Raw genomic sequence first — 12,689 nt, 5'->3', positions numbered from 1 at the left:
TGGTCGACCTGGCGCGCGAATCCGACGCGCTGGTGCTGTGCGCCGCGGCCGACCAGGCCGAAGGCATCGTGAATGCCGCCGTGCTCGATGCCCTGGGTCCGCGCGGCTTCGTGGTCAACGTGGCGCGAGGGCGCCTGGTCAACGAGGCCGATCTCGCGCAGGCGCTGACGGCCGGCCGCATTGCCGGCGCCGGCCTGGACGTGTTCGTCGACGAGCCGCGGGTTCCCCTGGCACTGCGCCAGTCGGACCGCGTCACGCTGCAGGCGCATCGCGCCAGCGCCACGTGGGAGACCCGCACCGCCATGGGCGAAATGGTGCTGGCCAGCCTCGCCCAGGCCCTGGCGGGCGAACGCCCCGCGATGAGCCTGACCACCTGAAGCCCGCGACCACGCTCCCATGACCGAGTTCGTCTTTCCCCCTGCTGCGCCGGTGACCCTGCCAATGGCGGGCAGCCATGCCCTCTTCCCCGTGGGCCGCGTGTTCTGCATCGGCCGCAACTACGCCTGGAGCGCGGACGAGCCCCGGCCGCGCGACCTGCCGGCCTGGTTTGCCAAGCCCGCCAGCGCGGTCGTGCCGGCCGAAGGCGCCCTGCCCTATCCCGCCGGGACCCGCGCCTCGGTCACTCTCGCCCCGGGCGACCTGATCTTCACCGGCACGCCCGCCGGCGTGGCCCCGCTGCAAGCCGGCGACGTCGTCAGCGGCGGCGTGGCCGGCATCGCCCAATTCACCATGACCGTGACAGGAGACCTCTCGTGACGAGCCCTTCCCCCAAGATCGCCCTGGTCACCGGCGCCGGCAGCGGCATCGGCCGCGCCGTGGCCGCCGGCCTGCTGGCCGACGGCTGGTGCGTCGTGCTTGCCGGCCGCCGCGCCGAACCCCTGCAGACCCTCGCCGGCGAGGCCGAGGCGCGCGGCCAGACCGCACTGGCCGTGCCCACCGACGTGTGCGATCCCGAAAGCGTGCAGGCGCTGTTCGCCACGATCGAGCGCAGCTTCGGCCGGCTCGACCTGCTGTTCAACAACGCCGGCGTGAACGCCCCCGCGGTGCCGATGGACGAACTGCCGCTGGAGAAGTGGTTCAGCGTGATCAACACCAACGTGACCGGCGTGTTCCTGTGCGCACGCGCGGCCTTCGGCCTGATGCGGCGGCAGTCGCCGCAGGGCGGCCGCATCATCAACAACGGATCGGTCTCCGCGTATACGCCGCGGCCCTTCACCGCGCCGTACACCGCCAGCAAGCACGCCGTGGCGGGCCTGACCAAGGCGCTGGCGCTGGACGGCCGCGCGTTCAACATCGTCGCCAGCCAGATCGACATCGGCAATGCGCTGACCGAATTGTCCGAGCGCATGACGCGCGGCGTGCTGCAGGCCAACGGCACGATGGCGCCCGAACCCATGATGGACGCGCGCCACGTGGCCGATGCGGTGCGCCACATCGCCGGCCTGCCGCTGAACGCGAACGTGCTGACCATGACCATCATGGCCAGCGCCATGCCCTACGTCGGGCGCGGCTGAAATCGATCATCCCCGGAGGAGACTTCCATGCAAAGAAAATCCCTGCTCACCATCCTTGCCGCCTCGGCCCTCGTGGCCACCGTGCCGACCGTGGCATCGGCCCAGGCCTATCCCACCCACGCGATCCGGATCATCGTGCCCGCACCGCCCGGAGGGGCGATCGACCTCATTGCCCGCCTCGTCAGCGAGAAGCTCACGACCTCGCTGGGGCAGCCGGTGATCGTCGACAACAAGCCGGGCGCGTCCAACAACCTCGGCACGGATGCGATCGCGAAAGCGGCGCCCGACGGCTACACGATCGGCATCGTGGGCGGCAGCCACAACATCAACAAGTTCCTGTTCAGGAACCTCGGCTGGGATCCGGAGAAGAGCTTCGAGCCGATCGTGTACACGCACGAGGTGCCGCTGGTGTTCGCCATCTACCCGAAGATTCCCGCCAGGACGCTGCCCGAGTTCGTGGCCTGGATGAAGGCCCACCCCGAGGAGGCGAAGGTCGCCACCTCGGGGCGCGGCAGTGCACAGGAAATGGCGGCGGAGATGTTCCGCATGGCGACCGGTGTCCCCATGCTGCTGGTGCCGTACAAGGGCTCGTCCGCCGCGCAGCCGGACCTGCTGGCCGGACGCACCGCGCTCTACATCGACACGGTGAGTGCCATCCAGGGGCAAGTGAAGGCCGGCAACGTCCGGGCCGTGGCGGTGTCGAGCCGCAAGCGCGCCCAGTCCCTGCCCGACGTGCCCACGGCGGACGAACAGGGGCTCAAGGGCTACGACGCCAGCACGAACGGCGGCTTCCTCGCGCCCGCCGGCACCCCGAAGGCGATCGTGGCGCGGCTGAACGCGGAGATCAACGCGGCGCTGAAGATGCCCGACGTGCGGGCCAAGCTGGAGGCCGCGGGCGTCGACATCCAGGGCGGCACACCGCAGGAGTACGCCGCGCTGATCAAGTCCGACCTCGCCAAATGGAGCAAGGTCGTCAAGGAAGCGGGCATCCCGGCGGAATGAGCTCAGGCCAGGGCCTCGAGCTTCACGGCGGCAAACGGCTGCAGCGGCGTAGAACTCCTCGATCGTGAGCTGGCCGGAGTTGCGCTAGGGCTGCCGCTGAATCGCCGCCTCCAGGATCGGCTGTGCCCATGCTGGCACCGCCGACAGCGCCTCGTGCGACAGGACGGCGGGGAAGGTCATGCGCCCGTCTTCGAGCGCGAGCACGAGAACCGGATCCGGGATGTCCTGGCCAGCCTCGACGGATTGGCTGTTATCGAACACCTGAAGGCGCGAGAGCACGGGCAGCAGCAGCACCAGGTTGGCCCGCGAGGTGTTCCAGCGCTCGCGGATCTTCTCGTCGGGGATCGGATGGCCCTGGTGCGCGACACGTTGTGCGACCCGCGCGATGTGCAGCTCGGGGGAGGCGAGGCCGCAGTACAGCATCAGCACGTCGTGCGTCTTCGATGCCGCGCGCAGCAGCCGCGTGATCGTGTTTCCGCCCAGCGTGGTTTCGAAAGCGTGGTTGCTGCCGGTGGCGATCGCGCTTTCCAGAAGCGATTTGCCATGCTGCCAGGCACGGCCACTCGCCTCCTCGAGACTCACCCCGAGCTCACGCACCAGCACGGCTGCGTACCGGTCGGGGTTGTACGTCTCGAGTCCTTCGTCTTGCAGGAGCGCGCCGAGAACCGAGCTCTTCCCGGCTCCGTTGACGCCGGCCAGTACGATGATGAAAGGCCGCACCTAGTACGAGGCGCCCGCCTTCGGCCTGGTGGACAGCCTGCCCTTGCGCTGAAAGACCGCCGCGGCCTTGTTGGCGGCATCGGGTGCCTGCAAGCTCGCCAGGCGTTGCTGGAACTGCGCCGACAGCTGCTCGAGAAGCGCTGCCTCCCGTTCCTTGAGGGCCGCAGCGCTGGCCGCCAATTGCCGATACGCCTGCGCGTTCACCAGCACCACTTCCACGGAAGAATGGTTGGTGATGGCAACGCTTCCGGACTCATGGACTTCGCGCACCACATCCCGCCATTTGTTCTTGACGTCGGAGGCGGTCTGGCGAGGCAGGTCTTCGAGCTTGGGGAATTCGGCGATCACGCGGACTCCTGAGGTGCGACCATTTTGCCATATCTGGCAGCAGATGGCATTTTCCACAAGAAGTCCCCGTCTCAAGCTGATTTCACGTCGGGGCCGATTCGTTTGGCTGTCGTGAAACGTCTATGCAGAGACGAACCCTGCACATCCGGGTTCCCGGGCACCAATGGGTGCTCCCCTTTTGCTCAACTTACTACCGAGGTTTACAGCCATGACGCCCAAGATCAATGCGGATGCCGAACTCACCACGCTCGTCAACGTTTTCAGTGTTGCTCCGGAAGATCGCGATCGACTCGTGGCCCTGCTGAGAGAAGGCACCGAGCAATGGATCTGCAAAGTACCTGGGTTCGTGTCGTCGTCCCTGCATGTCTCGCGCGACGGTCGGCGCGTGGTGATCTACGGACAATGGCGCAGCGCCGATGGGATTGCCGCAATGAGGCAGCGTCCGGAAATGCCGGCATACTTCGAAGGCGTCAAGGCCATTGCGCAGATGGAAGCGATCACCTGCGACGTCACATCCACCGTCGTCGCTTGAATCCCGATCCCCACTTTCTCGACTCACGGGGCTGCATTCCAGCCGCAGAGAAATGAGTCGACCGCCCGTTTTTTCCGCTTCGAGCCCGCTTGGCTCGATCGACCTCGACCGCCTCCGCCCCAAGCTGCACCGCTACTGCGCCCGGATGGTGGGATCAACCCTGGACGGGGAGGACCTCGTCCAGGAGGCCCTCTTGCGAGCGCTGGAGTACACCCCGCAAGAACGCCCGATCGAGAACGCAGAGGGCTGGCTCTTCCGGATCGCTCACAACCTGGCGCTGGACCTTTTGCGCCGCCGAGCACGCATCGACCAACTTCACGGCGCAGATGATCTGGAGTTGATCGCCGATCCGGTTGACGAACTGGCGAGACGCGAAGCGACAGCGGCGACCTTGCCTGCGTTCATGCAACTCCCGGCATCGCAGCGCAGCGTGGTCATCCTTTTTGACGTTCTCGAGTATTCCGCCGAGGACGTCGGCGAGATCCTCGGCACCACCGTCGTTGAGGTGAAGTCGATCCTGCAGCGCGGGCGCGGACGCTTGCTTGCGTTGACCAGGCAGGTGGCACAGGCCGCCCAGCGCGACCCGTTGTCTGCCGCCGAACAACGGCTGCTGCGAAGGTATGTCGACCTGTTCAACGCACGGGATTTCGACACCCTTCGCACCATGCTGGCTGCAGACGTGCGACTCGATCTGGTGAATCGGCTCGAGTTGCAAGGACCGGCCGGTGGCGAATACTTTGCGCGGTACGGGCAGATCGAGGGTTGGACTGCACGACCGGGGGTAGTGGAAGGTCGGCCGGCCGTCCTGATTCGACAACACGAGCGCTTGGACGGCCGCGCGGACTACTTCGTCATTCTTGGCTGGTCCGGCGAACACGTGTCGACGATCCGCGATTTCGTTTTTGCCCGCTACGTCATGGCGGACGCCGAGCCTTCACTGCTCGGGCCAAGCTGATCGCCTTGGGGCCTTCATCGGGGCGCCTGCTTGCGTACCGTCCATGCCAGCGCGAACTTCGAGGCCCAGTAGGCGCTGGAGCCTCGGGCGATCAGTCGACCTTGACGTTGTTTTCCTTGACCACCTTGCGCCAGCGGGCCACTTCAGCGCGCACATACGCCTCGAGCTCCTCGGGTGTGCCGGCGCTCACCACCAGGCCCTCCTGCTCGAGCCTGCGACGAAACTCGGGAGCCCGTGCAGCCGTCCTCGCTGCGACATTGAGCCTGGCGATCGCGTCGGCAGGCGTGCCGGCCGGCGCGTACAGCCCGTACCAGCTCTCCACCGAGTAGCCCGGCACAGTCTCGGCCACCGCCGGGACGCCCTTGAGGGCGGGGGAGCGCTCACTGCTGGTCACCGCGATGGCGCGCAGCTTGCCGCTCTCGACGAAGGCGCCCACCGCCGAGGACGTGGCGAACATCATGTCCACCCGGCCACCCAACACGTCAGTGAGTGCAGCGGCCACCCCCTTGTAGGGCACGTGGGTGACCTTGACCTTGGCCAGGTTCGCGAACATTTCGCCAGCGAGATGCGCGGATGTTCCATTGCCCTGCGACGCATACGTCAGCTCACCAGGCTTCGCGGCGGCCGCGACGACGATATCCCTGACGGTCTTGTACGGACTGTCAGCGCGCACGACCAGCACATTGGGCCCGCGGCCGATCAGGATCACCGGCGCGAAAGCCTTGTCCGTGTCGTAAGGCAGCTTGGGCATCAGGCTCGGGTTCACCGCATGCGCGAAGGAGGCCACCACCAGGGTGTAGCCGTCGGCGGGGCTCCTTGCCACCGCGTCGGTGCCAATGATGGTTCCCGCACCGGGCTTGTTGTCGACAACCATCGGCTGCCCCAGGATCTGCGACATGCCCGCGCCCAGGGTGCGCGCGATGATGTCAACGCCCCCGCCGGGGGGGAAAGGCACGACCAGGCGAATTGGCTTGTCGGGAAAGGCGGCGAGGACCGAGCTGGCCGCCACCAGGGCGAGGCCCACTACGGCTGTCAGCCGTACGAGGAGTTTGCGAACTGTCATGGTCTTGTCTCTTGTCTCTTGTCTCTTGTCTTGACGGCTTGATTGAAACGGATACCTGGTGGTGTGACCGGGTCCGGCCACCAGCTACGCGAGCGTGCGCGTCACATCGTTGAACAGATCGTCCACTGCGAACCGGCGCGGGATCATGCCCGTGGTGACCATGTAGTTGATCAGGACGTCGATGTTGTGCCGGTTCGCTTCGATGCCATACGGCGTGAACGCGGCCTTTTCGGCCGGTTCGTTGGCCATGCGTTTGGATTCTTTCAGCATGCGCCAGACTTCGCGCACGGCGGCGGGGTTGGATTCGGCGAAGTCGTCCTTGACCACCATCATGTGGTTGATCTGGATGGCATTGTTCCTGGCCTGCCACGACCTCATCGCCGCGACCGGATCAGGGATGACGGGCTGGATGCGCGGGTCGGTCGGCACCGGAGTGACCACGATCGCATCGACTTCGCCGGAGAACAGCATCTCGCTCAAGTCCATCTTCGGAACCCTCGTGACGTTCGGCGGATCGGTCCATTCCGGAACGTTCGGTTCCTGATGCGCGAGCCATCGGATCTTCGTCACATCCACGTCGTACTCGTTGACCAGGATTCCACGCAGCCACGAAGCCGTGGTCGACGTGAAGAGACGCACAGCGACGCGAGCCCCTTCGAGATCCTTGGGCGTCATGGCGCCCTTGGCCGAGTCGAAGACCAGGTAGGGGTGCTGAAATCGTGACATGGTGACCGCCGGCAGCAGCGACAGCTTGCGTCCGGCTGCACGCGCCTGCAGGAAGGTCACCAGGGAGAGCTCCGAGACGTCGAACTCCATGGCGACAGCTCTCGAGAATGCCGGAAACGCGACCGGAAACGGCGCGATATCCAATGCCACGGACGGAGACTGCAGCACGCCTGAACGGAAGGCGCGTGTGTGCGGAAAGTCGCCGATCAAGGTGGAGATCTTCGTGGACGGAAGTCCGGAGGTCATGCTGTGGGTTCTGAGCTGGGGCGACATCGCAGCGAGCCTCGATGCCGCCGGTTGTTGCGCAAAGGAGCGGCGGCGTTGCGGGCGGAGTATCCGTCATTGGGGGAAGCGGGTCGGCGGACCGGCGTGCCGAAGCCGGCGGCGCCGCGACTATCGCGATCCCGGCGTGCGACTAGCACCGCTTTTTTCGTCGATGGGGGTGGTGAGCAGATGAAAATGCCCGTCCGCATCCCGCAGCAAGCCGTCCTGGTCCGCACTCCAGACGATGCGGGTCGCGGCAACGTCGTTCGGCGCGAGAAGCGCGGCGCGAAGAGGCGGCGGGCTCCGGTAGCCGAGCAACTCGAGATGCGGCGTCACGATCGGGGGCATGAGCGGCACGATGTCCACCTCGGCGCCGGCCAGTGCGTCGAGCGCCGACTGCGTCGGGCCCTGGTTCAGCGTCTGCCCGTTGGTGGACAGACCCAGCGCGCCGTAGAACCGACGGCCGACCTCCACATCGCTCACGGAAATGGCGCTGTGATCGATGCCAAGCAGGCCGGAACCGAGCCAGCGCGATCCGCGAGGGAATTGCAGCAGCTCCAGCGGATGCCCCTCCGGATCGCGGAACTTGAGGGCCGTGACACCGCCCGAGGAAGCCGGAAGTGTCACCGGCCCGGCGACGGAGATCGGCAGCGCACCCAGCGCACCAGCGCGCGACCAGGCGGCGGCCGCGTCGTCGGTGACGAGCGCTAGATGCTGAAAGCGGGTGTCGGCGCCGGTCACGCCGGGCGGATAAGGTCGCCCGGATTGCTCGAAATGATCCAGCTCAATGCGCTGATCGCCAAGCGACAAGGTCCGCCGCCAGCCGCCACCCTGCAGCCCGAACAGCGCCATCTCCGCGGCGGGGATCGCCTTCACCTCACCCGCAGCGAAGCCGAGGCCGGTATAGAAGGCGACGAGCCGTTCCGGCTCCCTGGTCACCAACCGGAAGGCGAGGATCGCCGTGAGCCGTGCCGTCACGGGCGAACACATCCGCGCGTGTTGGTGTAGATGGCCATCAGCGTGTGCGAGGCGCAGACGAACAGGCGTGAGCGGTTGCGGCCGCCGAAGCACAGGTTCGAGACGAGCGATGGAGTCAGGATCTTGCCGAGCAACTCGCCGTCGGGGCTGATGCAGTGGACGCCATCGGCCGCGCTCGACCAGAGATTGCCCTGCTCGTCGACACGAAAGCCGTCGGCGTTACCCGGCTCGACCCGGTGGAAGCACTCGCCGCCGGAGAGCGCGCCGTCGTCACGCACGGCGAAGCGGCGGATGAAGCGAGGCGATGCCTCGTCGAATTGATCGCCCGTCTCGGCGACATAGAGCAAGCGCTCGTCCGGCGAAAAAGCCAGGCCGTTCGGGTTGACGAAATCGGCGGCAGCCACGCGCAGTTCCCCGCTTGCCGGATCGAGCCGATAGAGCGCCGACGGCAGTTGCGGCGGTTGCTTGCCGCCTTCATAGTCGGTGCTGATCCCGTAGACGGGGTCGCTGAACCAGATCGTCCCGTCCGATTTGCAGACGATGTCGTTGGGCGCATTGAGGCGCTTGCCATCGAAGTGACTGGCCAGCACCGTCACCGCTGCGTCGAATTCGATGCGGGTGACGGCGCGGTCACGGTGCGAGCAGGTGAGAAGGCGCCCCTGGCGATCGCGCGCGTGGCCGTTGGCGAAGCCGGATGGCTGCTGGAAAACCGAAAGCCCGCCAGCTTCGCTCCAGCGCAGCACGCGGTCATTGGGCAGGTCGCTGACGTAGAGGCAATCCTGGTCGGCGAACCACACCGGTCCTTCCAGCCAGCGATAACCGGTGCCGAGCGTCTCCAGCGGCGCGTTCGGCAGCACCAGCGCGCGAAACCGTGGATTGCGGATCTCGAAGCCGTCCATGCCAGCCCTACCGGATGTGACAAGGAGCGCGAACGGGATCCACATGGAGCTGCACCGTCATCAGGCAGCAGGGCTCGTCGCCGACAGTGCCGGAACGGTGGCCTTTTCTGCCATCGCGCTCTGCGCAGCCCTGGTCCTCGCCGAGCGAAAACTCGCCGGGTCCCTGCTCGATGCGCGTGCCGTCCATGCTTTCGATGAACCAGCGGCCCGACAGCACCACGATCCATTGCGGCGCCGGATTCTCGTGCCACTCACCGATCCAGCCGACCGGCTGCACGGTGAAGACGACGCTGGCCTCGGATCGCGGCTGCGGATTGTTCCACTGCGGATCCGCAGCGCCGACCCGGTGCGCATCGTAGTTCTCGAGACGGCACTGGCGCTGGTGGCTGACGCCCGCGTCATCGACCCACAGGTGCCAATACGGAACGCTGGGTCGCGGACCGAGATCGCTCATGGCTGCTCCTGGCGCGCGGCATAGGGATGGCTGGAGGCCAGCGGGTGGGCGAGGAACACGGCCAGGCCCGATCCGTCCAGGCCCACGGTCAGGAGCAGGAAGCCGGCGGCCAGGGACAAGTTCTTCAGGAAGTCCCAGAACAGGGTTCGCCCTTTGCCGCCAGGATCGGACCAGAAGTCGCCTTGTGCCCAGAAGCGTTTCCACAGGATCGCCGTCACCGCGCAATAGCCGGCCATGACCAGCGCACAGGCCCGATCGCCAGCGCCGGTGACGATGCCGATCGGCATGATGATCTCGATGCCGAGGGCGCAGAAGATCGCCAGGATTGCCAGCGGCCGCCAGGAGAAGGTCTCGCTGGCCTGGTGCACCGCACCCTCGAAGTTCAGCACCTTGTCGAGAGCGCTGAAGGGGAGGAACAGCACGACCAGCCCACAGCGCACGACGAAGGCCGCGACCGCGGCGCTGCTCACAGTCGCTCCCTGATCTTGTCCGCGACCCGCAGCGCATTGGCGATGATGGTCAGCGTCGGATTCACCGCCCCGATCGAGGGAAAGAAGCTGGCATCGGCCAGGTAGAGATTGTCGATTTCGTGGGCGCGGCAATCGAGGTCGAGCACCGAGGTGGCGGGATCGGTTCCGAAACGCGCCGTCCCGGCCTGGTGGGCGGTGCCGCCAAGCAGGATGTCCTTGCCGAGATAGAGACTGCGTTCCAGCAGCACATGCGGATGACCCGCCTCGGTCAGCACCTGCTTGAGCTTGCGCTTGAGATGGTGCAGTGCCTGCGGATTGGTCTCGTGCTGATCGAGATGGACGCGGCCGTTCTGGTAGTAGATACGGTTGTCCGGATGCGGCAGATCCTCGGACTGCAGCCAGAAGTCCATCGAGTGGCGGGCGATCTGTTCGAACGGCATCTTCGGCAGCCATTCGAGCGATTCCGGCAGCGCCTCGCCCCGGATCTGGGGAGCATGGCTGGTGGCGCACATCTGGACGAGGCCGAGCGGATGCTCCCAGTCGTCGGAGCCGAAATAGAAGTCGCTGAACGCGAGCGTCTTCTGGAAGACCGTGTCGTTGGCCTCCGCCATGATCGCCATCAAGACACTCATGTGATGGCGCATGTAGTTGCGCCCGAGCTGGCCGGAGCCGTTGGCCAGACCGTCCGGATGCTGTTCGTTGGCCGAGCGCAGCAGCAGCAGCGCCGAGGAGAGCGCGCCGCAGGCAACCACCACGAGGTCGGCGGAATAGATCTCCTCGCCGCCATTGCGCGTCACGTGCACCGCGTTGACCTTGCGTCCTGACCCGTCAGTGCCAAGGCGGGAGACATACGCGTTCGTCATCAGCGTGACGTTGTCGTGGGCGGCAAGCATCGGGTCGATGCAGATCACCTGTGCGTCGGCCTTGCCGTTCAGGAGACAGGGGAAGCCGTCGAAAAAACTGCAGCGCATGCAGGTGCTGGTCGGCGTGGGCGTCCCGTCGGGGTTTTCGTCGAGCAGGATGCCCAGCGGCAGATGGAAGGGATGCAGTCCGATGCCGCGCAGGTTCGCGTCCAACTCGGCGATCTTCGGCTCATGGCTGACCGGCGGGTGCGGATAAGGCGTGCTGGCCCAGGGCTCGAGCGGGTCCTCGCCGCGCAGGCCGTGAACGTGAAACAGCCGTTCGGCCTGGGCATAGTAAGGCTCGAACACGTCATAGCCCACAGGCCACGCGGGAGACACGCCGCCGGCGTGCCGAACCTCCCCGAAGTCGCGCTCTCGCAGCCGCAGGAGAGTAGCGCCGTAGACCTTGCTGTTGCCGCCAACGAAGTAATGCAGGGCCGGACTGAACGGCTTGCCTTGCGCGTCGGTCCAGGCCTCCCTAGTCTGATAGATCCCGTCGACGAACACCGCCTGGCTGCTCCAGTTCTTCTCGGACCGCGGCAGGTAATCGCCACGTTCGAGGATGAGGATGCGCTTGCCGGTCGGTGCGAGCCGCTGCGCGAGCGAGGCGCCCCCCGGTCCGCTGCCGATGACGATCAGGTCGTAGTGGTCACGGGTCAGGGTGGAGGCTCCTTTTTCAGTCCGTCAATCGGCTGATTCATCGTAGCAGCCGTGGATGGTTTGCGGGGCGCCTACACCTCGGCTTGCGCCGCCTCGAGGGAGATGACGTTCACGCCTTCGTGGGCGCGACTACATGACGCTGGTGCCGCTCGTGCGCGAACTGGATCGTCGCGAGCGCTGGCGCGGCGCCACTTGCCTGTATCGCGCGCTGCTCGATGTCGTGCTGGCGCGCGCGAATACCGCTGCCTAGCATCACGCGCGCAAGTCGCGCTTCTGGGCCTGCGTCGCGGAGGCCGCCAGCAGGCCTGAGCTGTGATCCGCACGTCGGGACGACGCGGTTTTGCGTCGGCGAGACACGTAGCGGCTCGACCCGACGCGCAACAGCCCGGCCCGAGAAGCGGTGCGCGCGCCATGTGTCCCCGATGCCTGGGCGTCGACCGGCCGATGTGGGCCGGTGCGCGTCCAGCAGTGAGTTACCTGGAGACCGGTGAGATCTTCGTTCCCTCGATCGTCGCCGCCGCCATCAGGCCGGAGTTCGTCAGCGCAAACGCCACCACCTCGTTGCGGGCGCTCAATGAGTCCAGCGAGGCGTTGGCGCCTTCTCGCACGACCGCAACCGACGCGTCGGCTCCCACGGTCCAACCATGGCTCTCCAGGAATTTGTTCAAGGCAGCCGGCGTCAGGAACATCAACACCAGTGCCTTCGACTCGGCGCCCGCCTGCCAACCGACGGAGAGGCCTGTGATGTCGTAGAAGCTGTCCGGGCGGCCACGCGTGTGCAGGACCCCTCTTCCGTGCTCGCCGCCGATGATCAGTCCTGCCGTGAGGACGCGCGGGAACACCAGCGTGCCGGTGGCCTTGCGTTCCAGGTCGCGCGAGCCCGGCACGGCCGCATACAGCCTGGCCATCGTGTTGGACGCGCCCTCCTCGATGCCTTCGGACGTCCGGTCCGAAGGTTGAGGTGCGCCGTGGTTGATGGCGCAACCCGATACCAACATCAGGGCGACCGCTGCCGCGGTCCCCAACGCCATACGTGTTCCAGCGTGCATCTCATTCTCCTGTGCGAGGTCTGGGTGAAGGGACTTTCGAGTATGCCCCTGGGCGCTTCAACGCGGGGGCGTTGGCGGGACCGCGCCAGCGCTGCGCACCGCTGCGCGGTTGGGCTGCTCAGTTTCAGAGAAGGTATCGTTCAGCTCGACGTC

Annotated in this window: 16 protein-coding genes; 6 read left to right on the top strand and 10 right to left on the bottom strand. The window is 66.4% G+C overall.

Annotation, left to right across the window (positions count from 1 at the left end; all coding sequences use genetic code 11):
• The 4 genes from JWP60_RS21755 to JWP60_RS21740 all read left to right on the top strand — a co-directional run.
• Positions 1–377: NAD(P)-dependent oxidoreductase (locus JWP60_RS21755; protein WP_299795965.1), on the top strand; the 377-nt coding region annotated here is incomplete at its 5' end.
• 19 nt (positions 378–396) lie between these two features.
• Positions 397–756, top strand: a complete 360-nt coding sequence (locus tag JWP60_RS21750) for a fumarylacetoacetate hydrolase family protein (RefSeq protein WP_299795963.1) — start codon at positions 397–399, stop codon at positions 754–756.
• Positions 753–1,514: an SDR family oxidoreductase gene (locus JWP60_RS21745; protein WP_299795961.1), complete on the top strand. Its 762-nt coding sequence runs from the start codon at positions 753–755 to the stop codon at positions 1,512–1,514. Before JWP60_RS21750 ends, JWP60_RS21745 begins: the two co-directional genes overlap by 4 nt.
• A gap of 27 nt (positions 1,515–1,541) precedes the next feature.
• Positions 1,542–2,516, top strand: a complete 975-nt coding sequence (locus JWP60_RS21740) for a tripartite tricarboxylate transporter substrate binding protein (protein ID WP_299795959.1) — start codon at positions 1,542–1,544, stop codon at positions 2,514–2,516.
• 84 nt (positions 2,517–2,600) lie between these two features.
• Here JWP60_RS21740 and JWP60_RS21735 read toward each other — a convergent pair whose 3' ends face one another.
• The gene (locus JWP60_RS21735) at positions 2,601–3,236 is read right to left on the bottom strand and encodes an AAA family ATPase (protein ID WP_299795957.1); all 636 of its coding nucleotides are present in this window, start codon (positions 3,234–3,236) and stop codon (positions 2,601–2,603) included.
• Positions 3,237–3,641, bottom strand: coding sequence for a type II toxin-antitoxin system prevent-host-death family antitoxin (locus JWP60_RS21730; RefSeq protein WP_299795955.1), 405 nt, complete (start codon positions 3,639–3,641; stop codon positions 3,237–3,239).
• 151 nt (positions 3,642–3,792) lie between these two features.
• Between JWP60_RS21730 and JWP60_RS21725 the strand changes: the two genes are divergently transcribed.
• Both JWP60_RS21725 and JWP60_RS21720 read left to right on the top strand, forming a co-directional pair.
• Positions 3,793–4,116 (top strand): antibiotic biosynthesis monooxygenase family protein, encoded by a 324-nt coding sequence (locus JWP60_RS21725; protein ID WP_299795953.1) that lies wholly within the window; start codon positions 3,793–3,795, stop codon positions 4,114–4,116.
• 52 nt (positions 4,117–4,168) lie between these two features.
• Positions 4,169–5,071, top strand: a complete 903-nt coding sequence (locus JWP60_RS21720; protein ID WP_299795951.1) for a sigma-70 family RNA polymerase sigma factor — start codon at positions 4,169–4,171, stop codon at positions 5,069–5,071.
• Positions 5,072–5,162: 91 nt separating this feature from the next.
• Here JWP60_RS21720 and JWP60_RS21715 read toward each other — a convergent pair whose 3' ends face one another.
• From JWP60_RS21715 to JWP60_RS21680, 8 genes are all read right to left on the bottom strand, one after another.
• On the bottom strand, positions 5,163–6,134 hold the full coding sequence (locus JWP60_RS21715; protein WP_299795949.1) for a tripartite tricarboxylate transporter substrate binding protein: 972 nt from the start codon (positions 6,132–6,134) through the stop codon (positions 5,163–5,165).
• Between the two features lie 84 nt (positions 6,135–6,218).
• Positions 6,219–7,106 (bottom strand): phosphate ABC transporter substrate-binding protein, encoded by an 888-nt coding sequence (locus JWP60_RS21710; protein WP_299795946.1) that lies wholly within the window; start codon positions 7,104–7,106, stop codon positions 6,219–6,221.
• Between the two features lie 147 nt (positions 7,107–7,253).
• Positions 7,254–8,102, bottom strand: a complete 849-nt coding sequence (locus JWP60_RS21705) for a VOC family protein (protein ID WP_299795943.1) — start codon at positions 8,100–8,102, stop codon at positions 7,254–7,256.
• Complete coding sequence (locus tag JWP60_RS21700; protein ID WP_299795940.1) at positions 8,099–9,001, bottom strand: SMP-30/gluconolactonase/LRE family protein; 903 nt, start codon at positions 8,999–9,001, stop codon at positions 8,099–8,101. The genes JWP60_RS21705 and JWP60_RS21700 overlap by 4 nt, the downstream gene beginning before the upstream one ends.
• 7 nt (positions 9,002–9,008) lie before the next feature.
• Positions 9,009–9,455, bottom strand: coding sequence for a cupin domain-containing protein (locus JWP60_RS21695; RefSeq protein ID WP_299795937.1), 447 nt, complete (start codon positions 9,453–9,455; stop codon positions 9,009–9,011).
• Complete coding sequence (locus tag JWP60_RS21690) at positions 9,452–9,925, bottom strand: DoxX family membrane protein (protein ID WP_299795934.1); 474 nt, start codon at positions 9,923–9,925, stop codon at positions 9,452–9,454. The genes JWP60_RS21695 and JWP60_RS21690 overlap by 4 nt, the downstream gene beginning before the upstream one ends.
• Complete coding sequence (locus tag JWP60_RS21685; RefSeq protein WP_363320947.1) at positions 9,922–11,457, bottom strand: GMC family oxidoreductase; 1,536 nt, start codon at positions 11,455–11,457, stop codon at positions 9,922–9,924. The genes JWP60_RS21690 and JWP60_RS21685 overlap by 4 nt, the downstream gene beginning before the upstream one ends.
• 503 nt (positions 11,458–11,960) lie before the next feature.
• A complete protein-coding gene (locus JWP60_RS21680; protein ID WP_299795928.1) occupies positions 11,961–12,518 on the bottom strand; it encodes a YSC84-related protein in 558 nt (185 codons plus the stop codon).
• Positions 12,519–12,689 lie beyond the last annotated feature (171 nt).

The organism is Ramlibacter sp. (assembly GCF_028291745.1).
Classification (GTDB): domain Bacteria; phylum Pseudomonadota; class Gammaproteobacteria; order Burkholderiales; family Burkholderiaceae_C; genus Ramlibacter.
Note: the sequence above shows the minus strand (reverse complement) of the source record. Positions and strands in the feature narration are given on the sequence as shown.